Source organism: Pantoea sp. MBLJ3 (genome assembly GCF_000816655.1).
Lineage (GTDB): Bacteria > Pseudomonadota > Gammaproteobacteria > Enterobacterales > Enterobacteriaceae > Pantoea > Pantoea eucalypti.
This window is the reverse complement of record NZ_JSUT01000029.1, coordinates 302686-327839: the sequence shown is the minus strand read 5'-3', so window position 1 is coordinate 327839 and position 25154 is coordinate 302686. Positions and strand designations below refer to the sequence as shown.

28 protein-coding genes and 2 pseudogenes are annotated in these 25154 nt (G+C 50.6%); 17 read left to right on the top strand and 13 right to left on the bottom strand.

The window, feature by feature from the left end; all coding sequences use genetic code 11:
• The first annotated feature begins 153 nt into the window (after positions 1–153).
• The gene (locus tag NP77_RS20715) at positions 154–1170 is read left to right on the top strand and encodes a LacI family DNA-binding transcriptional regulator (protein ID WP_003854958.1); all 1017 of its coding nucleotides are present in this window, start codon (positions 154–156) and stop codon (positions 1168–1170) included.
• Here the strand turns inward: NP77_RS20715 and NP77_RS20710 are convergent.
• Together NP77_RS20710 and NP77_RS20705 are read right to left on the bottom strand one after the other, a co-directional pair.
• Positions 1167–1916: a DNA-binding transcriptional regulator YciT gene (locus tag NP77_RS20710; RefSeq protein WP_039661479.1), complete on the bottom strand. Its 750-nt coding sequence runs from the start codon at positions 1914–1916 to the stop codon at positions 1167–1169. The two genes, NP77_RS20715 and NP77_RS20710, sit on opposite strands and share 4 nt — an antisense overlap.
• A gap of 76 nt (positions 1917–1992) precedes the next feature.
• On the bottom strand, positions 1993–3258 hold the full coding sequence (locus NP77_RS20705; RefSeq protein WP_039661478.1) for a DUF1479 domain-containing protein: 1266 nt from the start codon (positions 3256–3258) through the stop codon (positions 1993–1995).
• A 254-nt stretch (positions 3259–3512) separates the two neighbouring features.
• Here NP77_RS20705 and NP77_RS20700 point away from each other — a divergent pair, with 254 nt between their 5' ends.
• The gene (locus NP77_RS20700) at positions 3513–4334 is read left to right on the top strand and encodes a Cof-type HAD-IIB family hydrolase (protein ID WP_140034045.1); all 822 of its coding nucleotides are present in this window, start codon (positions 3513–3515) and stop codon (positions 4332–4334) included.
• Positions 4335–4347: 13 nt separating this feature from the next.
• Here the strand turns inward: NP77_RS20700 and NP77_RS20695 are convergent, their stop codons facing one another.
• Positions 4348–4752: a helix-turn-helix domain-containing protein gene (locus NP77_RS20695; protein ID WP_003854965.1), complete on the bottom strand. Its 405-nt coding sequence runs from the start codon at positions 4750–4752 to the stop codon at positions 4348–4350.
• A 110-nt stretch (positions 4753–4862) separates the two neighbouring features.
• Here NP77_RS20695 and NP77_RS20690 point away from each other — a divergent pair, with 110 nt between their 5' ends.
• Positions 4863–5912 (top strand): NAD(P)-dependent alcohol dehydrogenase, encoded by a 1050-nt coding sequence (locus tag NP77_RS20690; RefSeq protein WP_039661476.1) that lies wholly within the window; start codon positions 4863–4865, stop codon positions 5910–5912.
• Positions 5913–6137: 225 nt separating this feature from the next.
• Here the strand turns inward: NP77_RS20690 and NP77_RS20685 are convergent, their stop codons facing one another.
• Together NP77_RS20685 and NP77_RS20680 are read right to left on the bottom strand one after the other, a co-directional pair.
• Positions 6138–6824 carry a hypothetical protein gene (locus NP77_RS20685; RefSeq protein ID WP_039661475.1) on the bottom strand — a complete coding sequence of 229 codons (687 nt, stop codon included), beginning with the start codon at positions 6822–6824 and terminating at the stop codon, positions 6138–6140.
• A 337-nt stretch (positions 6825–7161) separates the two neighbouring features.
• Positions 7162–7386 (bottom strand): hypothetical protein, encoded by a 225-nt coding sequence (locus NP77_RS20680; RefSeq protein ID WP_039661474.1) that lies wholly within the window; start codon positions 7384–7386, stop codon positions 7162–7164.
• A 229-nt stretch (positions 7387–7615) separates the two neighbouring features.
• Here NP77_RS20680 and NP77_RS20675 point away from each other — a divergent pair, with 229 nt between their 5' ends.
• Together NP77_RS20675 and NP77_RS20670 are read left to right on the top strand one after the other, a co-directional pair.
• The gene (locus NP77_RS20675; protein WP_003854970.1) at positions 7616–7924 is read left to right on the top strand and encodes a hypothetical protein; all 309 of its coding nucleotides are present in this window, start codon (positions 7616–7618) and stop codon (positions 7922–7924) included.
• A 188-nt stretch (positions 7925–8112) separates the two neighbouring features.
• Positions 8113–9207, top strand: coding sequence for a diguanylate cyclase (locus NP77_RS20670; RefSeq protein ID WP_008924597.1), 1095 nt, complete (start codon positions 8113–8115; stop codon positions 9205–9207).
• 36 nt (positions 9208–9243) lie between these two features.
• Here the strand turns inward: NP77_RS20670 and map are convergent, their stop codons facing one another.
• Both map and NP77_RS20660 read right to left on the bottom strand, forming a co-directional pair.
• A complete protein-coding gene (gene map, locus NP77_RS20665) occupies positions 9244–10029 on the bottom strand; it encodes a type I methionyl aminopeptidase (protein ID WP_039661473.1) in 786 nt (261 codons plus the stop codon).
• The gene (locus NP77_RS20660; protein WP_003854973.1) at positions 10026–10271 is read right to left on the bottom strand and encodes a ParD-like family protein; all 246 of its coding nucleotides are present in this window, start codon (positions 10269–10271) and stop codon (positions 10026–10028) included. Before NP77_RS20660 ends, map begins: the two co-directional genes overlap by 4 nt.
• A gap of 222 nt (positions 10272–10493) precedes the next feature.
• On the opposite strand from NP77_RS20660, the gene NP77_RS20655 reads away from it, so the two are divergent.
• A complete protein-coding gene (locus NP77_RS20655; protein ID WP_231572352.1) occupies positions 10494–10913 on the top strand; it encodes a cell envelope integrity TolA C-terminal domain-containing protein in 420 nt (139 codons plus the stop codon).
• A 109-nt stretch (positions 10914–11022) separates the two neighbouring features.
• On the opposite strand, the gene NP77_RS20650 is transcribed toward NP77_RS20655, so the two are convergent.
• Both NP77_RS20650 and NP77_RS20645 read right to left on the bottom strand, forming a co-directional pair.
• Entirely contained in the window at positions 11023–11514 is a 492-nt protein-coding gene (locus NP77_RS20650; RefSeq protein WP_231572351.1) for a hypothetical protein, read from the bottom strand.
• A gap of 362 nt (positions 11515–11876) precedes the next feature.
• Positions 11877–12125 carry a hypothetical protein gene (locus tag NP77_RS20645; protein ID WP_003854978.1) on the bottom strand — a complete coding sequence of 83 codons (249 nt, stop codon included), beginning with the start codon at positions 12123–12125 and terminating at the stop codon, positions 11877–11879.
• 576 nt (positions 12126–12701) lie between these two features.
• Here NP77_RS20645 and NP77_RS20640 point away from each other — a divergent pair.
• A complete protein-coding gene (locus NP77_RS20640; RefSeq protein WP_039661832.1) occupies positions 12702–13223 on the top strand; it encodes a GNAT family N-acetyltransferase in 522 nt (173 codons plus the stop codon).
• Positions 13224–13262: 39 nt separating this feature from the next.
• On the opposite strand, the gene NP77_RS20635 is transcribed toward NP77_RS20640, so the two are convergent.
• Both NP77_RS20635 and NP77_RS20630 read right to left on the bottom strand, forming a co-directional pair.
• A complete protein-coding gene (locus NP77_RS20635; RefSeq protein ID WP_039661471.1) occupies positions 13263–13778 on the bottom strand; it encodes a GrpB family protein in 516 nt (171 codons plus the stop codon).
• Between the two features lie 261 nt (positions 13779–14039).
• Positions 14040–15212 (bottom strand): EAL domain-containing protein, encoded by a 1173-nt coding sequence (locus NP77_RS20630; RefSeq protein WP_039661470.1) that lies wholly within the window; start codon positions 15210–15212, stop codon positions 14040–14042.
• A 609-nt stretch (positions 15213–15821) separates the two neighbouring features.
• Between NP77_RS20630 and NP77_RS20625 the strand changes: the two genes are divergently transcribed.
• The 10 genes and pseudogenes from NP77_RS20625 to NP77_RS20580 all read left to right on the top strand — a co-directional run bounded on the left by NP77_RS20625 (position 15822) and on the right by NP77_RS20580 (position 23513).
• Complete coding sequence (locus tag NP77_RS20625) at positions 15822–16793, top strand: D-2-hydroxyacid dehydrogenase family protein (RefSeq protein WP_039661469.1); 972 nt, start codon at positions 15822–15824, stop codon at positions 16791–16793.
• Positions 16794–16978: 185 nt separating this feature from the next.
• The gene (locus NP77_RS20620) at positions 16979–17296 is read left to right on the top strand and encodes a helix-turn-helix transcriptional regulator (RefSeq protein WP_003854984.1); all 318 of its coding nucleotides are present in this window, start codon (positions 16979–16981) and stop codon (positions 17294–17296) included.
• Entirely contained in the window at positions 17293–17820 is a 528-nt protein-coding gene (locus NP77_RS20615; protein ID WP_008924603.1) for a rhodanese family protein, read from the top strand. The genes NP77_RS20620 and NP77_RS20615 overlap by 4 nt, the downstream gene beginning before the upstream one ends.
• A gap of 350 nt (positions 17821–18170) precedes the next feature.
• Positions 18171–18539 (top strand): annotated as a pseudogene (locus NP77_RS20610) (methyl-accepting chemotaxis protein); the annotation flags it as partial.
• A 193-nt stretch (positions 18540–18732) separates the two neighbouring features.
• Entirely contained in the window at positions 18733–19293 is a 561-nt protein-coding gene (locus NP77_RS20605; protein WP_003854991.1) for a fasciclin domain-containing protein, read from the top strand.
• A 61-nt stretch (positions 19294–19354) separates the two neighbouring features.
• Positions 19355–19903 (top strand): sigma-70 family RNA polymerase sigma factor, encoded by a 549-nt coding sequence (locus NP77_RS20600; RefSeq protein ID WP_039661468.1) that lies wholly within the window; start codon positions 19355–19357, stop codon positions 19901–19903.
• On the top strand, positions 19900–20577 hold the full coding sequence (locus NP77_RS20595) for an anti-sigma factor domain-containing protein (protein ID WP_003854997.1): 678 nt from the start codon (positions 19900–19902) through the stop codon (positions 20575–20577). The genes NP77_RS20600 and NP77_RS20595 overlap by 4 nt, the downstream gene beginning before the upstream one ends.
• Positions 20578–20617: 40 nt before the next feature.
• Positions 20618–21130, top strand: coding sequence for a GNAT family N-acetyltransferase (locus NP77_RS20590; RefSeq protein ID WP_231572350.1), 513 nt, complete (start codon positions 20618–20620; stop codon positions 21128–21130).
• Positions 21131–21424: 294 nt separating this feature from the next.
• Entirely contained in the window at positions 21425–21973 is a 549-nt protein-coding gene (locus NP77_RS20585; protein ID WP_008924609.1) for a GNAT family N-acetyltransferase, read from the top strand.
• 115 nt (positions 21974–22088) lie between these two features.
• Positions 22089–23513, top strand: coding sequence for a trehalose-6-phosphate synthase (locus NP77_RS20580; protein WP_039661467.1), 1425 nt, complete (start codon positions 22089–22091; stop codon positions 23511–23513).
• Between the two features lie 171 nt (positions 23514–23684).
• Here NP77_RS20580 and NP77_RS20575 read toward each other — a convergent pair.
• Together NP77_RS20575 and NP77_RS20570 are read right to left on the bottom strand one after the other, a co-directional pair.
• Positions 23685–24102: pseudogene (locus NP77_RS20575) on the bottom strand (GNAT family N-acetyltransferase).
• Between the two features lie 107 nt (positions 24103–24209).
• Positions 24210–25136, bottom strand: a complete 927-nt coding sequence (locus NP77_RS20570) for a LysR family transcriptional regulator (protein ID WP_033763314.1) — start codon at positions 25134–25136, stop codon at positions 24210–24212.
• Between the last annotated feature and the right edge of the window lie 18 nt (positions 25137–25154).

Below are 25154 nucleotides of genomic sequence, written 5' to 3'. Positions count from 1 at the left end.
GTTCGGCGACAAGAGTATAAATCGGGCAGATTTCTATTTTGTGAAGTGCATCACCTGCTAAATGTGATGATGTGCGTATACATACCGGGTAAATATTTCCAATATTGAGAGGCTTAGGTAGACTGCAGGACGACGTAGCAAAGGAGCATCACCATGACAACGATTCAGGAAGTAGCAATTAAGGCGGGCGTTTCAAAAGCGACAGTGTCACGTGTGCTCTCCGGTAATGGCTACGTCGGACAGGAAAAACGTGAAAGGGTGTTGAAGGCGATTGCAGAAACCGGGTATCGGCCTAATTTGCTGGCCCGCAATCTGGCGACAAAAACGTCTCAGACAATCGGACTGGTCATCACCAACACGCTTTACAGCGGCAGCTACTTTACTGAGTTAATGGCCCACTCCGCACGCATGATGGAGCAGCAGGGCCGTCAGCTGATTCTGGCGGACGGCAAGCACACCGCCAGGCAGGAAGAGGCGGCCATTCAGTTTCTGCTCGATCTACGCTGTGACGGCATCATCATCTATCCGCGCTTCCTCAGCATTGACGCGCTGGATGCGATTATCTCCAGCCACAAACAGCCCATTCTGGTTATTAACCGGCGGCTGCGCGTCAACCACAGCTACTGCATTTACAGCGATCAGCACGCCAGCAGTGCCACGGCCGTGGGCTATCTGCTGAACCAGGGACACCGCGATATCGCATTTATTACCGGTTCGCAGGATTCCCCTACCGGTGTTGAGCGCCTTAACGGTTATCGTGCTGCGCTGGCGGCAAAGGGCCTTAACGCTGACGACCGCCATATTGTGGCGGGTAAATGGACGGCGCAGAGCGGTATGGCTGCCGTCGACACGCTCCTTGAGCGCAACGTGTCATTTACTGCGCTGGTGGCGAGTAATGATGAGATGGCGATTGGTGCAATCAAACGCCTGACCGAGTGCAACATTGCAGTGCCCGATCAGGTCTCGGTAATAGGCTTTGATGATATCCCGCTGGCACCCTATATCACGCCGTCATTATCGAGTATGAAGCTACCGGTCACAGAAATGATCGACGAGACGATCAACCGCCTGGTAACCATGCTGGACGGGGGTGACTGGCAGACTCAGGCGCCTTTCACGGCCAGCCTGATGATGCGGGACTCCGTGACTAAAGGCCCCTGGTCGGCTTAACCTGTCGCGATCTGTATCACCTCGATCCCCTGTTTGCTGAGTTGCACGACCGTCGCGGAATCCAGTGTCTCATCAGTAATTACCTGCCCGACCTGAAAGCCGGATGAGAGCGGATAGGGGTGAATCTGACCAAATTTAGACGCGTCAGTCAGTGCATAGCTTTCAGCGCCTTTCGCCAGCACTGCATCTACCACATCACAGCGCAGCATATTGCGGCCGGTGAAACCCGTCTCCGGATGCCAGCCATCCACACCAACAAACGCTTTGTGAAAATGGACCTGCTGAATGGAATAACGCGTCAGCGGACCCACAACGGATTCACTGCTTTTCTGCAATAATCCGCCAAGCACAATCACTTCACAGGCAGCCTCACGCAGAAGCTGGGCAATGTAGTGGCTGACGGTAATCAGCGTAAGGTCCGCACGGTCGGCCAGCGCCCGCGCCAGCAGCGCATTGGTACTGCCCCCTTCGATGAAAACCGACTCACCCGCCTGCACCAGGCTGGCCGCATGTCGTGCCAGCGCCTGCTTGGTAGAATAACGGGTATTCATGCGGGTGCCGACGTTATCGCTATCCAGTGCCAGCGCAGAGCCATGAACCCGGCGAAGTAGCCGATCACGTTCCAGCAGTGTCAGATCCTGGCGCACCGTCACTTCCGAAACTCCGGTATGCTGCGCCAGTTCACTGACAGTTACGCTGCCCCTGTCATTAACTAATTGAATGATCTGATGATGTCGCGGGTTCATAATCGCGCTTCGCCGTTAAATAAAAGAGGCAGTGTAACAGGGATTATCCCGCGCCGGTGCGCGACGCGGGGTTGCGTCAGGCTAAATTCAGAGACCGTCGGCCATTGAGGTTGAGATCTTCCGGCATGAAACGTTGCTCCCATTCTGCTTCATAGTCTTCAGGCGGGAAATCGGCCGGTGAACGTCCCTGCTCCAGCGCCTCTGCAACACGACGGGCATAAGCGCGGTTTTTCTCACACATCGGTGCTGCGGGGATATACATCACGTTGCCCCAGCCTTGTTGGTTCTCAACCGGTGCAACAGCGTGAATCACATCACAGTGCCACCACACGGAATCACCCGCCTCAAGAGCCGGTATTGAACAGAGCCCGGCAATCAGGTGAGGATGCCACTGTTCATTCACGGGCAATACCCGACCCGGCGCCACACCGCACAACTCATCTTCAGGCACATCCGAAAGCAGCGGACGCAGCAAAACGTAAGCCATCGCCTGCGGCACCGGCACCACATGCAACAGGCCCTGGCCGGGGATCATATCGGAGAGCGCGGTCCAGCCCTGAAAGGTGCGAAACACAGAACATTTGGTGGTGCCTGGCAGATCATATTCGTTTACGTCGGTACGGTGAGCCGCGTCCCAGGGATCGTATGCGGCAAATTCACCGTGGAACAGCTTACTGAAAACCTGCTGATAAGCGGGCAGCAACCAGCGTTCAAGTGCTCCTGAATCGGTGTGGGCACCCAGGCCTTTAGAGGTTGTACCCGGCAAGCGACGACGGATGCGGTCGGGATAGATAACGCTGACATCCGGATCAAACCACTGCTTGCCCTGGGAATTAAACGTCCATAGCCGGTTAAGAAAAGATTGTGCCTCTGCCATTGCCGGGCTCTGCCGCGCCTGCATTTGCGCCTGCGACCAGTAGATGGGATAGATTTCAGGACGGGAGGCAGCCAGGGTGCCAAAAAAGTCATCACCGGGCCCACGATACTGTTCATCAAAATGATTGTGATCCAGATAGTCGAGCATCGACTTATCCCAGGCCAGAGCCTGATTTCGTGCAAAATGCTGCTTAATCACCACACAACCGCGACGTTTAATCAGCAACCGGGTTTCATCTGAAACCTTTCCTTCAGTAATGTCCTGCATTGGCACGACCGGCCAGGCCGTGCCGGTTTGCGCTTCCTCTGTTTTTGCCTGCGCAATGGCAGTGGTGATGTTGTCGCAGACCTGTTTGAACAGAGCATCAACATCGCCGATTTGTTGACGTAACTGCTGTTTCATTTTGCGGATAGCGGTTTTGACGTCGTCAGGTAATGGGGTAGCCAGGGTTTCATCACGGATCATATTCTGCTCCTTTATCGTCATGGTTGAGTTTCGAATGTAATTTAAATAATCTTCATTCGTAATTTGTCGTTGAGCTTAACATTCTTTTAACGACATAAACCGTGCGCGCTAACACAACTGATGAACCGGAACGCTCTGAAATCCGTTAGCAATGTCACTATTTGCATTCTCATTAATCCACACAGCGAGTAAGCTTTATGAATCAAATCAATCAGCCGAAAGGACAGAACGGCGAACGTAAAGGGGCAGGCGAAATGGCGGTTAAGATGATTGCGGTGGATATGGACGGCACCTTTCTGGACGATAATAAGCAGTACAACGTCCAGCGGTTTTCACGTCAGTATGCGCTGCTGAAGCAGAAGGGCATTCGTTTTGTGGTGGCGAGCGGGAATCAGTACTACCAGCTCCAGCGCTATTTTCCCGACATTAAAGATGAAATCGCGTTTGTGGCAGAAAATGGTGCGTGGGTTTCGGACTGCAATGAAGAGATTTTCTGCGGCGAGTTAGCGCAGGAGAAAGTGCATAAGATCCTCGATATCCTGGCGCATGAACCCGACATCGCGGTTGTGGTCTGCGGACGTAATGGTGCGTATGTGCATGCATCCGCTTCAGACGAGATGATGGCGCAACTGGCAAACCATTATCACCGACTCGAAAAACGTGATGACCTTTATGCCATCGACGACACCATTTTCAAGTTCTCGCTGAAGCTGGAGCACGAAGGCGTAAATGCACTGCTGCAAAGACTGCACGCCACACTTGGCGAGCTGGAAAACATCATGCATCCGGTCTCCAGCGGCTTTGGCTTTATCGATCTCATCATTCCGGGTTGCCATAAAGCACACGGCATTGCGCTACTACAGGAAAAGTGGGGCATCAGTGACTGTGAAGTGCTGGCGATTGGTGACAGCGCCAATGACATTGAGATGCTGCGTCAGGCCTGCTATAGCTTCTCGATGGCAAATGCTGCTGAGGCTGTCGCCGCCGTGGCGCACTATCAGACACAGAGCAACAACGACGAAGGCGCGCTAAATGTGATTGCGCGCGTGCTGGCGCGCGAATTCCCGTTCGATTAATCCGTAACGTGCATCACTGGCGGTCATCTCCGCCACTCTCCTGATGGCTGCGCGCATGATTTTCCATTTCATCCAGCGCAGCCTGATTCTCCAGACCCCATTCATACATCTGCTCAATCGGTTCTGCAAAGGTATGGCCGAGTGGTGTAAGGCTGTACTCCACTTTCGGCGGGACAACCTGCCAGACATGACGCGACACCAGCCCGCGCTGCTCAAGCTCGCGCAGCGTCTGAATCAGCATCTTCTTTGAAATTCCCTGCAGGCTGCGCTCCAGTTCCCCTGTGCGCGCCCGATTTTCCGGCCAGTGATAAAGCGCATGCAGCACCATCGTGCTCCATTTCACGGAAAAGAGCTCAAGCAGGCGACGTGGTGGTGAGTCCGCATAAAAATAAAGTTTTCCTTCAACCCAGACCGGCACAGTCTCTCCTCACATTCATGGTAACCAAAAGGTAACTACTACCAAACAGGTTCCTGCATGTCTATAGTGGGCCGCTTTCTTTACGACCATCAGATGAGAAGAGGCAACAGATGAAAATTAACGCGCTGGTAGCCACCCAGTCAGATCAACCGTTAAAGGCGGGTCAGATTGAGTTACGTGACGTGCAGGCTGACGATGTCAAAATCGAAATCCTGTATTGTGGCGTCTGTCATTCTGACCTTCATATGGCACGGAATGAATGGGGCGTGAGCCGCTATCCACTGGTTCCCGGTCATGAGATTGTAGGACGCGTGGTGGATAAAGGTGACAATGTCACACGCTTTTCTGTCGGAGATACCGTAGGCGTGGGTGTTATGGTCGATTCATGCCGTGAATGCCATTTTTGCCAGCAGCAGGAAGAGCAATATTGTGAAGCGGGCTTCACACCAACCTATAACGGCACCGACAAATACACTGGCAATACCACCTTTGGCGGGTATGCGCAGCATGTCATTGTCAACCAGCATTTTGTGGTGACGGTACCCAACAATCTGGCGCTGAGCGCTGTGGCACCGCTGTTGTGTGCAGGTGTGACTGTCTGGTCACCGTTGCAGCATTTTAATGTTAAAGCAGGCGACCGCGTAGGTGTTATCGGCCTTGGCGGACTGGGACACATGGCGGTTAAGCTCGCCAGCGCATTGGGTGCAGAAGTCACTCTGTTTACCACTTCTCCTGCAAAAGGGGCGGATGCGCGCCGTCTGGGTGCTAAAAACGTGGTCATCTCGCGAGACGCGGCACAAATGGCAGCGTGTCAGGCCTCCCTGGATATCATTCTGGACTGTGTGGCTGCGGCTCATGATCTCGATCCTTACCTCAATGCGCTGAAAACTAATGGTCAGCTGGTGCTGGTCGGCATCCCCGATCAACCGCATAAGTCACCGAATGTCACCCCAATGGTGTTTCGCCGCCTGAGTATTAGCGGCACCTCAATTGGCAGCATTAAGGAGACGCAGCAGATGCTCGACTTCTGCGGTCAGCACAACATCACGGCTGACGTTGAGATGATCACCGGTGACGACGTTGAAAAAGCCTTTGAACGTATGCTGATTGGTGACGTGAAATACCGTTTCGTTATCGATATGCAGAAAACTCACTGGTAATGACGGCAGGCCCGCTATCAAAGCGGGCTTTCTGGCGGAGATTCGTCAGCGCTAAGTGGGGTATAATAAGGCCGTCATATAGTTACAACATACCAAGGTTGTGTTCGTTTCGCCTTTCATTGAATTCACTGCAAAAATGGGCCTGTCAGTAACAATGGCCAGATTGTGACAAAAAAATACCCGGCTCACAGTGGCCGGGTATCCTGATACCGCCGATGATCTTCGTTAATCCTGTTCTTTATCCGCGTCACGCTTTTCTGATTCCTCTTTATCCATCACATGGATGAAAGGCTTAAGCAACTGAATATCCAGAATCACATACACCATGGTGCTGATGAACAGCGAAATCACACTACCGAATACACCGCTGGTGGTGAATGTAAGATAGTTATAAATCACCAGCCAGGTTACACAGATAAACATCGCCAGCGAAATGGAGAGGTTAGGCACGGAGTAATTGCTGGTTCCGCCACCCTGGGTGTGTGTCACCTTGAACAGGTTTCCGATGGCGTATTTCTCCAGCACCAGAATCGTCTTTTCCCAATTACGCTGTTTACGCGCACTGGCGCGAGTCATGAAAAGATAAAGAATAGAGATGAAGAAACCGGAGAAGGCGATGAGTACCGGAATCGCTTCCAGCGCATAGGCAATACTTTTATGGCCCGTGCCCGGGGCGCTGAGATCAAGCGTCAGTGAAGCACCCAGCGCAGCATACAGAAAGAGAAACAGCAGCAGAAATGTCAGGCTACGTTTCCAGTCGCCATCGGCCTCTGCACCTTTTTGCTGAATAGCCAGCTGAAGAGATTGCTGAATTTTTTGAGCCTGCGGCGATTCTGTTTCGAGAGTGTGGCAGGGTGCATCAAAGAAGTTTTGCATAAACAGCTCATCTTCTTTGTGAATGGTGATTTTCATCAGAAACCTGTATTCGGGGAGTTTGCTTTATTCTAATCAGCACCGGTTGAATTAACACTAAATTTGGCGTTGAACCGGATGAACACTCTCCGGCTTACCGGTTAGACAGACGCAACAGGCTGCTTTCCATTGATTTCGTTGCAAACGATTGTGCGGCATTCATTTTCAAGCCGCATCGGCTGATCGTGCAGCAGGGCTGCAATGGCGTTATCGGGTGCTGCACGCCATATACCTTCTTACAGACCCTCGAAACTTCGAGCATCCTGATTATCCTGCACCACAACGCAGACGGTTCTGACGGCGTGATCCCTCTGAAACAGGTCATGATCAGGCAGGGTTATTTCTCATCAGGGTTATCCAGCGCTTTAAACTGCTTAATGGCTTCGTTGATATTGTTAGTTTCTACAGTCGCAATACAGCGGTCACCATTGAAAACATCATAGCGGGCGTTGTGCAACTGAAACAGCAGATCTCTGCCTCTGAAGTGTATGCGTTTCTGTTTAATGCCAATCCCATGCCGCCGTAATAATGCCTGTGACAGGCGATCGGTCTCTCTTATCATTGGTTCTGCTCTCTGGCGGTGCGTGGTCACTACCATTAAACCTGATGAACATTAGTTTAATATTAAGAAAGAAACCTGATTGAGTCAGGCTTACGAATAGGATCAGGCGTATTTGTCCTGCCGGAAGGCTCATGAAACTATCACGTCGACGGATTAATGCCATTCCCTGCATTAACGAACGGCAAATGCGGTACACTTGCCTGAATAACTCGCCACAGGACATGCCGCTATGAACGATAAGAAGATGATTTCCATTGATCAGTTCAACGCTGATGAACGTCTGGCCGTCGAGCAAACCTACAACGGACTGGCAGAGAAGTACCGTCAACGAACCGGTAAAGAGCCTGATAGTAAGAAAGAAAAAGAATTTAATAGTGAAGCACGTCAGATCGTCATGACCAGTAAACTGGAGAAGGAAAAAGCGCTGGCGCTAAAAGCGCAGAAAAAGCCGCTTCGTAAAAAGAAGCCCTCTTCATTGACCGCCAGTGAAGTCAGCGATTTCAACTGGTCTGCCTCAATCGTTAAAGGCCGCAGATAATCTGCATCAGAAATGCCGCGCGTTATTCACGACGCGTGGCAATCTCTCACCGCTGTTTCCAGTCCCGTAAGTTAATTACACCTTTTAATTAACTCGCGTACAGGCAATAAGAATAATCTGCAAATAATTCACAATTTTTCTTCATTTACCGATAAACTTACCTGACCTGTAACTGCTTCAGTGCGCGTATGAATTATTACACCCCCGATGATGTACAACTGAAGCGACGTTCGACGCGATTTGTCCGGCGAATGTTTATGATGCGCCAGCTTGGTACCTTTCTCTGTTTTCTGCCCATTCTTTCTGTCCTGATGGAGATGGGAATGTGCCCGCAGCTCTGCGCCTTATTGTTTACTAATGCGTTTGTCTGGCCTTATGCAGCGTACCGACTGGCGTTGCGATCCCGCGACCCCACTGGATTTGAACGCAAAAGTTTAACGCTGGATGCCGCCTTTGGCGGATTCTGGGTTGCAAACATGGCGCTCAGCCCGTTGCCCTCAATTATTATCATGGCGGTGCTGATCTCCGATCGCTATTCGGCTGGGGGCTGGGTTCAGCTGAAATCCGCAATAAAGGCTTTTCTGTTTACCTTCATGCTGGCCTGGCTGGTGGAAAAGGCGCCCATTCTGCTTAATTTCAGTACCCGTACCGTCTGGCTGACCTTGCCGCTGGCCAGCGGATATCTGCTGGCACTCAGCGTGGTGTCACATAATCTGACCCTGAGTCTGCGCAAAAAGAACCGCGAGCTGGAACGTATTGCACTGATGGATCCCGGGCTGAAAATCCCAAATCGACGTCTGTTTGAGCAGCGTCTGGAAAGTGAGTTTTTGCGCACCCAGCGAGGTGAGGGTAAAGCCTGGCTAATGCTGCTGGACGTTGATCATTTCAAGCAGGTGAATGACACCTTTGGGCATGAGGCTGGTGACTTTCTACTGGCAGAAATCTCGGCACTGCTTCGTAATAGCGTCGGACTGAAAGATATTCCTGCCCGTTTCGGGGGTGATGAGTTATGCGTCATTGTGCGGGATGCAGACGAAGCCAGCATTACGCTGCTGGCAGAGCAGATTAAACAGGGCATTGCGCTGCTGCGGCTGCCAGCGTCTCCCACTTTTCAGTGCTCGGTGAGTATTGGAATTGCACCGGCAAGTGATGCGGAATCAATCCATCAATGGCTGAGATGCGCTGATGAAGCGCTTTATCAGGTTAAGCGCGCCGGTCGCAATAACATACAGGTCTGGCATTCGGGCACGCTGGAAACGCTGGATGAAGTCAGAAGCAGATAGAGAACACTGCCTGAGACAGTGTCTCAGGCAGGGGGATTAAATTGCGGGATAGTCGCCGGTGCCTTCAGGCCACGGCGTCAGCAGATCAAAACCTTCTTCAGTCACTGCGACGGTGTGTTCCCATTGCGCGGAAAGCGAGCGATCTTTCGTGACCACCGTCCATCCATCTGACAGCACGCTGGTGCCTGCTTTACCGGCGTTGATCATCGGTTCAATGGTGAAAATCATGCCAGCTTTCAATGGCATCCCTTCACCGGGTGTGCCGTAGTGCAGCACCTGCGGATCGGTGTGGTAAATCTCCCCGACGCCGTGACCGCAATATTCACGCACCACCGAGAAACCTGCGGCTTCCGCAACACGCTGAATTGCTGCACCCACATCACCTAGCGTCGCGCCAGGACGAACTGTTTTAATACCCGCAACCATCGACTGATAGGTGATCTCAACCAGACGTTTGGCCCGGACTGATGGGGTGCCGACAAAGTACATGCGGCTGGTATCGCCGTACCAGCCATCTTTGATGATCGCCACATCGATATTCACAATATCGCCATCCTTAAGCTTTTTACTGGCCGGAATACCGTGGCATACCACATGATTAACCGATGTGCAGGTGGTGCGGGTATAGCCGTGATAGCCAATGTTCGCGGGTGTCACCTTAAGTTCATTCACAATGAAGTCGTGGCAGATATCATCCAGTTCTTCCGTGGTGATGCCGGGACGCACATGAGGCGTGATCATCGCCAGTACCTGAGCAGCAGCCTGTCCGGCTGCGCGCGCCATTTCAATTTCCGCTGCGGTATGTATTTTAACGGTGTTCATGACACGTCTCCTTGTGGGATGAGGCTCTCTTTTGGGAGCATACTGCGAATATCAGCGCTGCCTTCCAGTTCAAGCCGGATCAGCATTTGCGCCAGTTGGTGTTGAGTCTGCTGCGGATAGAGTTCAGCCAGCATGCCAAGCTTAAGCCAGTGTTCTGCCTGGGCATTGATCGAGCGGCTCATCGCCTGGCTGGCGATGCGGAGATTCTCATGCATCAGGTCGGAAATTTTTACGATACCCATACAAGCCTTATATGAAGTGTATACGTTTCGTATAGAGTAACGGTAGCGGATGTGATTTGCAAAGAGGGCGTGAATGGCTGTATGAATTTCCGTACAAGTTTTATAGACTTTGTCGGGTTGCCGGTGTGGAGATCGTGGTATTTGCTTTGAAGAGAGTCTATTGGCGGTGGCTACTCAATTGCACTATTCATGCTACAAATCAGGAAAATCGACAGGGAAGCCATGATGAAAAAAATTGTTGTTTTAACATTCGCACTGGTCCTTTCCGGATGCCATACACGAACAAACCCTATCAATCATAAGGGAATTAAGTCTCCAGACGCATCAGAGATTAAATCACAGTGTGAAGCTCAGACACCTCAGCAAACGCAACAACGCGAGGCGATGCTTTGGATATGCCAGGCCTCAACATCAATACAGCATCGCTTCTTCGATGCAGATACTTATCGCGGTAAAACATGTGACGTAAGAATTAAGCTGGCGCAACGTGATCATTCGGTAAAGATAAATGTTGTGGGCGGCGATCCGGATCTGTGCGTTGCGGCTACTGAAGCCATTAATCAGGCAGTAGATAACAATACTTTCCCCGTGGGCCGCCCATTCCAGAAGGACAGTATGACAATCCATTTTGCTCCGCAGTAAAGGATGAGAGCTATCCGGAGTGTAACGCACTGGATTCAATGCTGATCTGTTTACGTGTTACGCTTCTGAAACCCAGACTACGCTCTCACATGCTGTATCAGGAATAATGTCACTTACCGATATAAATATTATCAAAGCCGGAAGCTGGGCTTCGATCAAGTACGACAGTGAATGTTGTGGTTGTCGGATTAGCAAATTTCAGGTTGAAACGGCAGAGGGCCGTTTTAAGTGGAATGACAACGCGTTGCCATTTTGAGGTGTAGCAGAACATGACGTTCTGAAATGAATAACCCTGTTCCTGTGTAAAGCGCTGAATAGATTCTATCATCTCTGCAGTAATGAGATGCGATTCAAATATCACGCTGTGATAATTTTTATTTTCAAGATCCTGTAAACACTTTTTAAGTGAAATAATAACGTCGCTAAGATCGGACGTGTCTCCTGGTGTGCCAAAAACTGACAGGCGTAATGAGACATCTTTTTTTCTTTTATCAAAATAGATAAATCGTCCTGAAAAGCTGCGTGTAATTTTCAGGTAATATATCCAGAAGGCAATAAGAAACAGCATAGCTAATTTGATGGAATCTGAGTCTGTCATCATGCCTCCGCAGCGAATAATATACAGGACAGGTTTCGCCAGAGTGCAGAGAATATCACAAGGGTATGTCGGATGAGCCTGATCTTTTAAGGACGACTACAACGTTATACCCTCTCAGCTTGCAGCCCATCTGATGAATCAGACGCGAAAGTCGCCTTGTGTTCAACACTCAGTTTACGACTGATCAGCCAGACCGCTGCACGGGAAAGCCTTTGCGAGGGGGGTGAAACCGAGAGCAACCTGAAAGCCTGGCGGTCGAGGCCCAGGTCCGCCTCGGACGGATGCGTCATTCTGTTGAACGATTACGCTATGCGGCCAGAGACCGACTGCTAAAAGCGGTAAGCAGATGTCGAACTGCGATGCAGTTACACGTTGCCAGCAGCAGGCAACAGATTCTCACGCCGATAGGAGCACCATTGTGACCAGCAATGCTCAGGATTGATATCAAAATAGCCCCGGCATTCGGCCATCGTGAAAGCAACATCACGCGGCACTTCAATAAACGTGGCGTTATCCCGGACGTGGCGGACTTCATCCTCTGTCAGTGGGCTTCCTTTCTCATTCTCTTTTTTCATCAGTAAGGGAATGAGGGCAGGTATATAAACGATGCTCATTTTTCATTTCCCGCAGTAGTGAAAACAGACGCCGTCGGGACGTCACGTCTTTGTGGGCTCTTCATCATGCTATAGGTCACGTTCCGGACGTCTCTGCTTCCTGAAATATATCGGTTCATCGTTGTTCCAGTGCTGCCAGACTACTTAAAGTGCATTGCTCTGGGAAACAGGCAGGAGCGTTAAGCCCGGCTGGCTTGCCAGAGAGCGTGATGAACATGCAGGAGTAATATCTTCTATTACTCCTCCCTTTATGTTTTTATTTTCTCATTATGTTTTCGACAAAAATCACGATATCTTCAGCCCGATTAGTCATATTTTTTAGATTGAGTTAAGTCATTAATCGCCGGCGATCTTAAAACAAGTCCGGATGGTAAAAAGAGGATTAATAGTGAACAGTAGCGGCGTCTGTTAATTTGACTTACCGGGACGTAAGCACGATGAAATAACGGCTATCACGTTATCACAACGTTGTTCAGGTGACGTATTGACTGGATGACCGGCACCTTTTACTGTGTTTATTATCAGTTGTGCCCGTTTCTTTAACGAACACAGGAGGTTCTTTTGCAGCCAGACGTCATGCGGTTAGCCCTTCGTCCAGTCAGCGAAGCAGATGCAGGCGACCTTTTCAGGATTTATGGTGACCCTGCGACGAACGTGTTTAATCCAGCCGGTCCTTACCCGAATATTGAACATGCACGGGATGTCTTGTCTCGATCAATAAGCCACTGGGAAACACAGGGTTTCGGCAATTGGGCTATTTCGCTTCGGGATGATCCTGACAGAATCATCGGCTTCGGAGGGCTGAGCATCCGAAACTTCGCCGATATCACGATCAATAATCTGGGGTATCGGTTCTCGCCGGAATCCTGGGGAAAAGGGCTGGCGACAGAGTTTGCCCGATATGCAGTCAGATATGGGTTTAGTGAGTTAAAACTCACGGAAATCTCTGCAGTGGTGAGAGCAAACCATCTGGCGTCACAAAAGGTTTTGATTAACGCCGGACTTCGGCATATTCGCGATGTCTATGATGTGCCAGATGCGGCGGCAAGCATGCTTTTTACCCTGAGCCGGGATGACTGGAATTTTACACGCCCCTGAAAAGATTCAGCCATGATGACACTCCACTGAATCCTGAACTTAACGAGTGTGGTCAATCAGCGCGAGTTGCAGATGATGCTCAATAAACCCGGCTTTGAGCGCGCTATATCGTTGCGCATTATTATTGCAGAGCAATACGGCAGTAGACTTAATCTCCGCATAGGCTTTAGCAATGTCACTGTTTTTTCTGAGATAATCCCGAAAAGCCAGGTGACGACGTATTTGCTCATCCCCGGTTGAAAATGCATGCACCTGATGGCTACGCAGATGGACACCTTTAGTGAAATATCGGCGTCCCGGAATGCCGTTTTCACCTCTGGCACTGTACCCGATGCTGCTCATGGCAGAGGTACACTCATCCAGCTGGTTAATATCAGAGACTTCCAGCAGTATGTCGATCACTGGCTTTGCTGCCAGACCCGAAACAGAAGTGCTGCCAATGTGATGAATATTCACTGCAACTTCCCCTAATAAGGCCTGTATCACCAGACGCTCAGCCTCGAATGCTTCAGGCCATTTTTCATCATAAGGCACCACTGAAATGGTCCGCGTCAATCCCGGCCTCCTTTGACCTGAAATTTCTTTCTGGCGGTTAAAGTACTTACCTGAAACTGGCGGGAAGGAACAACGTCAGTTCCAGGAACGAACAGTCAGGCTACAGTTTTGTTGAACGTGAAGTCAGTGTCTGGTGGAAAAAATGTTCAACGGCAAGATTAGAGGCGGATACAGCCAGGGACATCCATATATGCTGTATTGCAGTGCAGTAGGGTGAAATAAGGTGATGAGTGCTGTCTGATTCGTAATCCTGACAGCAATCTATTTTGCTTCATTGCCGTGACGACCCGTTAGTTTGACACCGAAAACGCAGAAGCCTAACAGGTCCTTTGCTTCATCTTCAACACGCGTAACCATGACAAGATCGGATGAACCGTCGGGCAGTACGACTTCATATGGCGGGTAGGGTAGCCCTTTTATTCGGAATTCCTGCAGCCAGAGCAACTTGTCCGCCTGAGAGGGTATCACCTCATAAATGTATTTGTGAATAACATCCTGTGGGGCCCAGCCAAGCCTTTCAGCAAAGGTGTCGCTTGCATCAACAATCATCAACTCCGGGTTAAGAAAGCAGATGGAGGTACCAGGAACTGCGTACATTGATGATATCTGATGCGCCCGCTGGTCAAGAGAAAGACGCACAACCCGGCGAAGAAAACCTTTTTCGGGCGCCCTGGCGAGCATCAGGTGGCTTTCTGCCGCGGTCACCGGCTTGCCGAACAGATAGCCCTGCGCATACAGGCATCCAATTCCACGTAACATTTCAGCCTGTTCATCCGTTTCAACCCCTTCGGCGATCACATCCATATCAAGGCTTTGGCCTAGCCCAACTACGCTGGAGATAATTTTTCGGCTATCCTTTTTTTCCAGCATGGAGCGAATAAAGCTGCTATCAATTTTAAGAGTATTGACGGGTAATTGAATTAACCAGGAAAGACTGGAATAGCCTGTCCCAAAGTCATCCATCGCAATCGTACAGCCCATATCAGACAATGCTTCAACTTCTGCACGGGCTGTTATGATGTCATCTAACAGGGCAGTTTCGGTTATCTCAATCTTTAATCTTGTCAGATCAAACTGAAATCGATTAGCAGTTTGACTGATCATTTCAGCCAGGTCTCTGCCATTGAGCTGAGAGGGTGACACATTCATCGACAGAAATTGATGTTCCGGCCATGCAGCTGCCGTTTTGAAACCTTGCGCTATCAGGCTGAGCATCAGCTCGTCCAGCAGACCGTTTTGTTCCATGGCAGGAATGAAGTCTGCTGGTGGCGTAACGGTTCCTTGCGGGGAAATGTGGCGTGCGAGCATTTCAAAACCCATCACGCGCAGGTCTTCCAGTGAGACGATAGGCTGAAAAAACGGGTGAAACTCACCGCTGTTAATACGCCGTAGCAAAACTTCACGCGGCTCGTCATTTTTCACAACAGGTTTCATTTTATTCCTGTAAATCCATAATTTTCAGCCGGTTAAAAAACTATATACATTCTAAACAATGAAAATTGAACAAAAATGAGAGCATCCCATTTCAACTTTTAAATTATCAGCCTGATCACATCAAACAATGTATGTTTAATAAGAGTTGTATGTTCAATCCTGCTTAACATTATTAACGGGTTGATATTCTGATGTTATCATTTTCAAATTATAACTGACGACGTAAGTTCACGTTCCAGATGCCTGTCATTATCGGCTAGGCCTCAATTTTCATTACCTTCTGATTGTAAGATGTTGACGCAATCCCTCCTTTACATCCTGTAATGACTTCGCTTCCATTGACGGAATCTCGTCTCCACATGCAATAAGCTCTGGACACAACATTGAACCCTCGCGGATTCGAAAAGCGAGTGTTCTGAAATGTTCCTGAGAGGGTATGCGGGAAGCCCCGCGATGAGGGTAAACGGATCTGCTTGCCTGCAGAAATAACTCACATATCATGTAATTAAATATCCGCTATGGCACAAAGTCTGGAAGCCGTTAGTATGACATAACGTTATTTGATTAAAGTTAATGCTCTTCGAAAATACTCCACAAAGAGGATGATTGATGGCCATTCATATAGTGATTCCAGACGATTATCAGCTCGCTACTCAGCAGTGTGACTTTCTTCAGCACAACGACAAATACCTCTGCTCGGCTCTGCGAGACCTCACTAAAGATTCAATGGCTGATCACCATCTCTCTGCAGCAGAGGCATTGATACTCATCAGGGAAAGAACAGTGGTTGATGCAGCCTTTCTGCGACGCACACCGCGTCTTAAATTAATCAGCCAGACGGGTAAGCTGGCGAGGAATGTCGATGTTGAGGCCTGTACAATGGCGGGTGTGGCAATTGTAGAAGGGACCGGTTCCCCGGTCGCGCCTGCAGAATTAACCTGGCTGCTGATCATGGCATCACGCAGAAAATTAGTCTCTTCGGTGAATGCAATGGCCGAAGGACGATGGCAAACAGAAATAGGCTCTGCAGTCAATAATCAGCTCATCGGCATTCTTGGCTATGGGAAAATAGGAAAACGTCTCGCTTCCTTTGCAGCCGTTTTTGGGATGAGAGTGCAGGTATGGGGAAGTCTTCGCGCACAGGAAGAAGCCCGTACTGACGGATGGATAGTGCCGGAGAGTCGGGCGCAGTTTTTCGCCACCAGCGATGTGGTAACCGTACATCAAAGGTTGGTCGCGTCGACGGAAGGTAATATCACGGCGGCCGATCTTGCACTGATGAAAACGGATGCGTTATTTGTGAATACCAGCCGTGCTGAACTCGTTTCGAAAGGCGCATTGTTAAACGCCCTGAAACTGGGGCGCCCCGGATTTGCGGCACTGGATGTTTACGACGATGAACCGTTGTACGACGCGCAACATCCTTACCTGCAGATGCCAAATGTGCTGTGCACGCCACATCTGGGCTATGTCGAGAAGGTCAGCTATGCGCTCTACTTCAAAACGGCCTTTGATAATGTCGTACGTTACTTTAGTGGTGATAGATCACATGTGATTAATGCTGGGGTATCAGAACGATAAATTTACCCGTGATCTGGCGGTAAAGGCTTTTTCTGACCGTGCATTTCTGATGCCGGACGATTCAGTTGCAGGCTGTGTGCTTACCGTCAGGCCTCTTCAACAGTCATCGGCAAAAATTAGTCATTGCATCCCGCCTGCTTGTATTTTAGTATTTACTTAATTTAGAGAACCCTAAAATAGTAAACATGAAAAACAGTCAGCTTGTTCGGTTGCAGGAAAGCGCTTCGCTGGCGACAACGTTGCTGAAGTCGATGAGTAACAGCAATCGCCTTTTAATCCTCTGCATCCTTATTGAAAAACCCGGCACCTCGTCAGGGGAGTTGGCCCAGCAAAGTGGGCTGACACCTTCTGCCACCTCTCAGCACCTGGCGAAAATGAAAGAAGATGGTCTGATTGAGTCTTCAAAGGTGGCTCAGCGGGTGAACTATTTCATAAAAGACGATGCGGTTAAAAAAGTTGTCTCCACACTAAAAGATATCTATTGCCCGGAGGATTTAAAATGAAGTCTGAATCGATATCGCCGTTGCAAGCCAGTGAGATGATTGCGCAAGGAGCCGTGCTGATTGATATCCGTGAACGTGCAGATTATCTCAGAGAACACATTCCGGAGGCGGTCTCACTGCCACTTTCCGACATCACCGCGGGTAAATGCGTCGATAACGCAGGCTCCCGTCCTGTGATTTTTCACTGTCAGGCAGGGATGAGAACCACCAGTAACGCTGATGCACTTATAAAAGCGGCAACCTCTGAAAACGTCTTCCTGATGTCCGGAGGCATTAATGCGTGGAAAAGTGCCACGTTCCCGACAGTCGAAGATAAAAAACAACCGTTGCCTGTCATAAGACAGGTTCATATTACGGCGGGTTCACTGGTTCTGCTGGGTGTGGTGTCTGGATATACCCTCGATAGCCGATTATTTTTGCTCTCAGGAGTGATAGGTGCCGGTTTAATTTTCTCTGGCGTGACGGGTTTTTGCGGGATGGCAACGTTGTTGCAAAAAATGCCCTGGAACAGAACGGCGAAATAGATTCCAGGACGCATCTTAATTCTCAGCTTTCATCAATGTGAGGCAGATGCGTACTGTTTTCATCGTATAAAACCACAGCGATATTTTATGTCATTAAGACCACTCTTTATGTATCGATTCCAGCATAGAGACTGTATCTATTGTAATGTCAGCACGCATGACCGGACTGGTCAGCCTGTTACTGTCCAGGCACGCATGTATATGCTGAACTTCATAAACAAGCTCAAAATCGCAGGGAAAATGCAGCTCTTCTGTTTCGCCGCTGGAATAATGCACGGTCGCCCGTCTGGCTTTCCAATAGTCGGGTATTTCAATGTAGCCTTTTTCACCATATATAAATGCTTTGTTGGTTCGCTGTGGTCGCCGGTGAAGTCAGGACGCTGGCGCAGCGCAGCGCGACGGCTGCCCGGGATATTAAACATCTGATTGAAGAGGCTGTGGCGCAGGTCGAAAGTGGTGTTGTCGTTGCAACCGGAACCGGCAAGAGTATTCTGGATATCAACGCTATGGTCGGAAAACTGGCTGTGGCAATGGATAACATCTCGCTCGCCTCGGCTGAACAGATGCAGGGTATTTCTCAGGTCAGCATTGCGGTAAACCAGATGGATGGTGTGACGCAGAATAATGCGGCGCTGGTGGAAGAATCCTCTTCTGCATCGCAGTCTCTCTCAGTTCAGGCGCACTCTTTACGTGAAGCCGTTAACGCCTTCCGCATCTGAGCAGACAGGTAACTACTCAGGTCCGAATGGACTTATGACAAACAGTGAGTGACATCTGTTCAGGCCCCGGCAGCAGGGCCTGAACAGGCAGCTCAAAAAAAGTAAAATTTTTTGCATCCGTTTCTCTCCCTCATTCGTATTAACAGATAAGGGCACTTCGGCCCTGTCCGCAAACTGAATGAGGGAAGTGAAAATGAAGCCATTCCTGCCAACTCTGCTTTTATCTGCATTAGTCTTCAGCGGCGCCACTTTCGCGGCGAGTATGGACAGCGACACGGTGATGGTCGGTGGAGCGGCCATGTACCCGTCAAAAAATATTGTTGAGAACGCAATTAACTCCAAAGATCACACCACGCTGGTGGCCGCCGTCAAAGCCGCCGGGCTGGTTCCGACGCTTGAAGGCAAGGGGCCTTTTACCGTATTTGCACCGACTAATGCGGCGTTTGAAAAATTGCCGAAGGGTACCGTCGACTCCCTGCTGAAGCCCGAAAATAAACAAAAACTGACCAGCGTGCTGACCTATCACGTGGTCGCAGGAAAAATGGACATGAAAGCGCTGGAGAAAAAAATCAAAGCCGGTGGCGGTAAAGCCGAGCTGAAAACAGTCAATGGCGAATCACTCTGGGTGATGTCCAACGGCCCACATAACATTCAGCTTAAAGATGCTCAGGGCAATATTGCTAATATCACCACCTATGATGTGAACCAGAGTAACGGTGTCATCGACGTTATCGATACTGTACTGATGCCATAAAGCGTTACCTATACTGTGTGTGGCCACTGATTGCGTGGCCACACCTTTTACAGGGAAGCCGATGACAAAAAATGTGCCCCACATTCAGGCCGACTTAATGAACCAGATAGCCGGCGGTGATAAAGCTGCTCTTGAGCAGCTTTACCGCGTCCTGTCGCCCCGACTTTATGGGATCATCCTGCGGATGGTCAGGCGCCGGGACTGGGCAGAAGAGATCCTGCACGACACGTTTATCCACATCTGGCAGTCGGCAAACTATTACGATGATGCGCGCAGTGAGCCGCACATCTGGCTTAGCCACATAGCCAGAAATCGGGCGATTGATTTCCTGCGAAAACATGAGAACCGATGCTGTTCACTGGAAGAAATCAGCGAAGCGGAAGCGGGTTTTCAGGCGTTACTTCCCGCGGATGACAGTCCTGCAGAGGCGCGTCGTCTTCAACATTGTATGGCGCACTTACCTTCAGAACAGCGACAAAGTATTTCGCTCGCTTATTATCGTGGCCTGTCGCAGAGTGAGATTGCGCTCTCCATGAGTCAGCCTGAGGGTACGGTTAAAAGCTGGATCCGTCGCGCGTTAATCCATCTTCGGGAGTGTATAGGCCTATGACTGCTCAGGAACACAATGATCTCACTGCGGCGGAATATGTGCTGGGTCTTACCGACGATGTGACACGCCATCGGCTTGATAAACGCCTCAATGACGATTCACACTTTGCTGCAGAGGTGCTGCGCTGGCAGAAAGCGTTTAACGGCATCGATTTGCTCACCCACGACGTTATTCCTCCCGCTACGGTCTGGCCGCTGATCAGGCAGGACCTTAACCGGAACGCTGGCGCCTCTGGCACGATATCAGTCCGCAGGCAACCTGGCTTCTGGCTCGGCTGGAGTCTGGCGGCGGCAATGGCGGGCCTCCTCATTTACACCCAGGTGATTAAGCCGGATACCCCGCATTCCCTGCAGCCCATTGCGGTACTCAGTGGCGCGCAGCCCAACGCACAGTTTGTAGTGAGTCTGGATAAGTCAGCGTCACGCATTCAGGTCTCGGCGCTAAACATCACGCTGCCAGAGAATAAAGCCCTGCAACTCTGGCTGATCAGAGGCAGTGCTGCGCCACAATCGTTGGGACTGATCAATCACACCGACAGTAACGCTTTCCGATTAGCACCAGGCGAGTTAAACAATCAGACAGTGCTGGCGGTGAGTCTGGAGCCTGTTGGGGGTTCTAAACTCAGCGGGCCGTCCGGGCCGGTGATTTTCCAGGGCAAAGTGACGTTGCTCTGATAGTCAATGGTGCAGGTTCAGCCGGAATTCAGGAGATAGGGTGAGTGGGTGGCAATCCGAATGGCAAACCGCCATTTCTTTACATTCACAACATCAGGGGGAGGACAAAAGAATGGAAATCAGAGCGGCCATTGAGTCTGATGCGACAGGCATCAGTGAGCTGATACACAGTGTGTCGATAAAGTGTAACTTTTCAGAGGTAGAGCCCTGTCCGCACTGGTTTATCGAGAGCATAAAACCCGATGTGCTTAAACCGTTGATCGTTGCAGATGACTATCTCTGGCTGATTGCCGTGGAAAGAGGTGAGGTAACAGGCGTACTCACCCTTTTCGAAGGCAATCTAGTGAAATACTTTTTTGTGCATCCAAAGTTTCACCGTCAAGGGGTGGCAAGGGCACTCTGGCAGCAGGTAGCGCCCATGCTGCGATCAGAAATCAGTGTACGGTCCTCACTCTTCGCCGTTCCCTTCTATGAAAAACTGGGATTTAAGAGAGTGGGAGAGGTTAAGTTTTTCAACGGCGTATCATTCCAGACAATGATGGCTCGGTTCTGATTTAAAAGAGATTTCTTCATTTCTGCAGTAAATATGGCCCTGCCACGCGTTTAGTAAACCCGCTTTGGGAGCGAGTGGACCCGGGCAGGCCACTCTTCTTGACTTATCACTGCGTACATTCTCTGTATTCAACTCGCTGACTTATTGCACCTTCCCCGTCCGGCGATGCCAGGGCGGCGGATGTTTTGCAGCGTTTTTACGTTTCATCTGCCTCTTTTTACGCCTTTTTTACAGGCCGATCGGTTTAATTAACGGCACCGGGCGCTGATGCGCCTATGTTCAAGGAAGCCGTGGATGAAATGCATTAACAAACCCTGGTCCATACCGGGGTGCAGCGATGCTGCTGTCGCTGAACTTGCTGAGCAACAGCGCCTTCGCCTTGTTTCGCCCCGCAAATGGTTCAGAGATGCCATCGAGGCCAGTACCGATCCGGCACTGCTGAACTATCGCCTGATCTCTCAGTGGCTGGGTGAATCGATACCGGACACCCGCTCTCTGACTCTGGCGCTGAACAATAGCCTCTGTTTTGGACTTTACCGCAATGGCCGACAAATCGGTTTTGCCCGCGTCGTGACCGATATGGCGGAGACCTGGGTAATCCGGAACCTGTTCATCTCGCCGGAATATCGTTTTATCGGGCTCGGCTCATGGCTGCTGCACTGCTGTCTGTCTCATCCTGGCGCCAGGGGCTGCCGGAGCATCATTGCAATGGGTGAGCCTGTACCGGATTTCTTCGAGCGTAACGGATTTATCTCTTTTCCCTCGCTGCCCGGTGTCTACGTGACGACGCTGCACGAAGGGGGATACGACCCGATTTGCGCCAAAAGCGCCAGCGGGCACTAAGCCCGGGCGCACGCAAATGAGCGGTTTTCTCCAGTTTATTATCCGACCTCCGATTAATAGCGGCTCACTGCCAGGCAATGTTGCTTTCTCGCAGCGGGTTCTTAAGGAACACACCATGTCAGGCCTTATCCTTGTTTCTCATAATCAATGTCAACGTTCGACGCTTACTGCCGTTTATGAAGGCATACTTTCCCGTCAGGGAGGGCTGTGGATTAGCTGGGATGGTGAGAGCAAAGTGATACCCAGCGACGCGTCAAGATCCTACTTAGTGCAGCAGACTGGCCAGTATGAAACCGTGACCTTCTCCTATACGCCGGGCGAGCTTAATGAGGGTTACCACAACTATATTCACAAAGGACTCTGGCCTGTTTTTCACCAGCGCCCTGACATGGCCCGATTTTCCACCAGTGGCTATCAGGAATATAAAAATATTAATAAAGCCTATGCGCGCGCCATTTGCGAAAATGCCACACCCGACGATGTTATCTGGATTCAGGATTATCATCTGCTTGGCTGTGCTTCCTATATTCGTGAAGAAGGGCTGACCAACTCAGTGGGTATTTTTCTGCATCAGCCTTTCCCGGCTGGCAGGATGTTTGAAACGATTCCCGAATGGCGCTGGTTCACTGACTCATTACTGTGTTGTGACCTGATTGGCTTCCAGACGGTACAGGATATGAATAACTTCCTGGTCTGGCTGGAGAGCGAATTCAGACTGGATCGACTGGAGGCACAACGTTTTCGGATTAATGGCCGGATAATAAGAGTGGGTGTATTTCCGGTCGGGATTGATCTTGATGATGTGCAATGTCTGCGCGAGAGCAACAGCTGTGCTTACATGGAAATGCAGTGCCGCGAAAGTCTGCCAGAAAATACCGTGCTTAGCGGCGGCCATCTTGATGAGAGTTCGGGGCTGCCTTACCGCATCAGTACCCTGGAGGTACTGTTAAGAAGACATGATTGCTATCAGAAAAATATCACGCTATTGCAGCTGGCACCTCCGGCAGCCGGACACGCGCATGATGCGTCTGAACTCGGTCATGCGCTGGAAGCACTGTGCGGCGAGCTGAATGGCGTACATGGCACAATGAACTGGTATCCGGTGAACTATCTCACCCATGCTTATAGCCGGGAAGAGCAGGCTGGTATCTATCGTGCCTCACGCGTTGCGCTGGTAACGCCATTAATGGCGGGTATGAGTCTGATGGCAAAAATGTATGTCGCCCTGCAGGACCCGAAAAATCCCGGTGTGCTTATCCTCTCTCAGTTTGCCGGTGCAGCCGAGCAGATGGAGGGAGCCATCATCGTCAATCCTTATGATCCTGACGCCATGGCCAGTGCGGTGCATCGCGCCCTGCAGATGCCGTTACACGAACGGCGAAGTCTGCATGCACGTCTGATGAAAGGCCTGCATATGCACAACAATCATCACTGGGCCGGGGCGTTCTTAAGCATGCTGAACGCTGAGCCGGCGGCGCCTCAGGCTCTGCCGCCACCGGCATTTTTTCCGCGATTAAGCAGTAGCCGGGCGAGATACTGAGCTTCAGAACGTAAACGGTGCTTTATAAAGTGAAGGTGTGGAAGTTAACAGGTTCACGCTGATAGAGAGCAGAGCAGGTAACGTTCTATCTACCTGCTCATTAATGTGTTATTTGGATCAGTACTTAATGATGTGATGTTACGGTCTGCATTAAACGGGAGCATCACTATTTCATGACGTTTTGGTATTTTTCCAGATCCTTGCCATACCTTCACTCACAGGGCTGACGCGCGTAAAACCAAATTTTTCGTACAGCCCCGAACATCTAGCATCAATGTGACATAAGCACATCACAGGCATTTTTATCGAGCCACTTTGTCAGCGTTTTCATTATCATGCGGCCCAGACCTTTTCCCTGATGCGTGGGATCTACAGCGACATCGACAATATCCATATTCAGCGCGCCGTCGCCGACGATACGCCCCATTCCGATGACGATTTCCCTATAAAGGATATGAACACCATAACAGCTGTCAGGACGTCCCAGGCGGGCAGCTTCGGCGGGACGTGGCGTCAGTCCTGAGATAATACGTAAGCGGCAAAAATTCTCTACAGATTGAACAGTTCCAGCAAGCTGGTAGTCAGACAAATTTTTATCCTCTTCTCAGCATCCATTTTCTGCAAAGTCTGGTTTTCGACGTTGTTCAGGGCGGGTAATCTGCAAAGCAGGTTTTAGCATCCCACAAGAGCAGCTACTCAGATTCGCTCTGTCATTACCCCACGCAGTTCCTCCCTGAGCCAGCTCAGCGGCATATCGTTATCACAGCGTTTATGCCAGAGCAGCGAAAGAGCGATTTCGGGAGTCGCCACCGGTACAGGGCTGGAGCATAAACCGTAATGGGTTATCCAGTCATCCGCCAGCCCGGCGGGGACGGTAGCTAACGCGGGCGTGCGCACCAGTAGCGGCGGCAGAGAGGAAAAATGCGGCGTCACGTAGCGAATCGAACGTGCCTTTCCAAGGGTCGCAAGCTGGTCATCAATGGCGCTCCAGGTTGATCCACGATAGGAAACCAGCAGATGATCATGCGCCACGTAATCCTCCAGCGTCAGCGGCGCAGATAACGAAAGCTGCTCCGGATGCCACAACGTACAAAAGCTATGTGAAACGATTTTCTCGCGCTGCAGCGTGGCGGGCGTGTTATCGCCCACCGATATGGCAAGATCGATCTCGCCACGTGCGACCAGTTCCACATCCCTGAAGGGATCGCTGGCCGTGACCTGAAGCGTCACGCCCGGCGCGGTGCGCGTGATGCGCGCATACAGTGCCGGCATGATTGAGCGCTCAACCCAGTCGCTCATCCCCAGCCGAAAAACATGCGTCACCTCAGAAGGCGTGAAGGATGCTGGCTGAAAAAGGACATTCTGCATCTGCGCCATCAGAGGCCCCAGCTCAGCTATCAGCGCCTCGGCTCGCGGGGTAGGCTCCATTCCTCTTGCTGTACGCACAAAGAGCGGATCGCTGAACATCACCCGCAACCGGGCCAGTGCATTACTGACCGCAGGCTGGCCCAGATGCAGCTTTTCTGCTGCACGAGAGACGCTGCCTTCCCGTTTCAGAACTAACAGCACCGTCAGTAAATTCAGGTCGATACGATGAAAATCATTTTCTCTGATAGTGAGCATCAGTTTAATCAATTTGAG

What these genes read in the sequence shown, in the direction of transcription:
- NP77_RS20715 (WP_003854958.1), top strand. Translation starts at nt 154, where the DNA reads ATGACAACGATTCAGGAAGTAGCAATTAAGGCGGGCGTTTCAAAAGCG.
- NP77_RS20710 (WP_039661479.1), bottom strand. Translation starts at nt 1,916, where the DNA reads ATGAACCCGCGACATCATCAGATCATTCAATTAGTTAATGACAGGGGC.
- NP77_RS20705 (WP_039661478.1), bottom strand. Translation starts at nt 3,258, where the DNA reads ATGATCCGTGATGAAACCCTGGCTACCCCATTACCTGACGACGTCAAA.
- NP77_RS20700 (WP_140034045.1), top strand. Translation starts at nt 3,513, where the DNA reads ATGGCGGTTAAGATGATTGCGGTGGATATGGACGGCACCTTTCTGGAC.
- NP77_RS20690 (WP_039661476.1), top strand. Translation starts at nt 4,863, where the DNA reads ATGAAAATTAACGCGCTGGTAGCCACCCAGTCAGATCAACCGTTAAAG.
- NP77_RS20685 (WP_039661475.1), bottom strand. Translation starts at nt 6,824, where the DNA reads ATGAAAATCACCATTCACAAAGAAGATGAGCTGTTTATGCAAAACTTC.
- NP77_RS20680 (WP_039661474.1), bottom strand. Translation starts at nt 7,386, where the DNA reads ATGATAAGAGAGACCGATCGCCTGTCACAGGCATTATTACGGCGGCAT.
- NP77_RS20675 (WP_003854970.1), top strand. Translation starts at nt 7,616, where the DNA reads ATGAACGATAAGAAGATGATTTCCATTGATCAGTTCAACGCTGATGAA.
- NP77_RS20670 (WP_008924597.1), top strand. Translation starts at nt 8,113, where the DNA reads ATGAATTATTACACCCCCGATGATGTACAACTGAAGCGACGTTCGACG.
- map (WP_039661473.1), bottom strand. Translation starts at nt 10,029, where the DNA reads ATGAACACCGTTAAAATACATACCGCAGCGGAAATTGAAATGGCGCGC.
- NP77_RS20660 (WP_003854973.1), bottom strand. Translation starts at nt 10,271, where the DNA reads ATGGGTATCGTAAAAATTTCCGACCTGATGCATGAGAATCTCCGCATC.
- NP77_RS20655 (WP_231572352.1), top strand. Translation starts at nt 10,494, where the DNA reads ATGATGAAAAAAATTGTTGTTTTAACATTCGCACTGGTCCTTTCCGGA.
- NP77_RS20650 (WP_231572351.1), bottom strand. Translation starts at nt 11,514, where the DNA reads ATGATGACAGACTCAGATTCCATCAAATTAGCTATGCTGTTTCTTATT.
- NP77_RS20645 (WP_003854978.1), bottom strand. Translation starts at nt 12,125, where the DNA reads ATGAGCATCGTTTATATACCTGCCCTCATTCCCTTACTGATGAAAAAA.
- NP77_RS20640 (WP_039661832.1), top strand. Translation starts at nt 12,702, where the DNA reads ATGCGGTTAGCCCTTCGTCCAGTCAGCGAAGCAGATGCAGGCGACCTT.
- NP77_RS20630 (WP_039661470.1), bottom strand. Translation starts at nt 15,212, where the DNA reads ATGAAACCTGTTGTGAAAAATGACGAGCCGCGTGAAGTTTTGCTACGG.
- NP77_RS20625 (WP_039661469.1), top strand. Translation starts at nt 15,822, where the DNA reads ATGGCCATTCATATAGTGATTCCAGACGATTATCAGCTCGCTACTCAG.
- NP77_RS20620 (WP_003854984.1), top strand. Translation starts at nt 16,979, where the DNA reads ATGAAAAACAGTCAGCTTGTTCGGTTGCAGGAAAGCGCTTCGCTGGCG.
- NP77_RS20615 (WP_008924603.1), top strand. Translation starts at nt 17,293, where the DNA reads ATGAAGTCTGAATCGATATCGCCGTTGCAAGCCAGTGAGATGATTGCG.
- NP77_RS20605 (WP_003854991.1), top strand. Translation starts at nt 18,733, where the DNA reads ATGAAGCCATTCCTGCCAACTCTGCTTTTATCTGCATTAGTCTTCAGC.
- NP77_RS20600 (WP_039661468.1), top strand. Translation starts at nt 19,355, where the DNA reads ATGACAAAAAATGTGCCCCACATTCAGGCCGACTTAATGAACCAGATA.
- NP77_RS20595 (WP_003854997.1), top strand. Translation starts at nt 19,900, where the DNA reads ATGACTGCTCAGGAACACAATGATCTCACTGCGGCGGAATATGTGCTG.
- NP77_RS20585 (WP_008924609.1), top strand. Translation starts at nt 21,425, where the DNA reads ATGAAATGCATTAACAAACCCTGGTCCATACCGGGGTGCAGCGATGCT.
- NP77_RS20580 (WP_039661467.1), top strand. Translation starts at nt 22,089, where the DNA reads ATGTCAGGCCTTATCCTTGTTTCTCATAATCAATGTCAACGTTCGACG.
- NP77_RS20570 (WP_033763314.1), bottom strand. Translation starts at nt 25,136, where the DNA reads ATGCTCACTATCAGAGAAAATGATTTTCATCGTATCGACCTGAATTTA.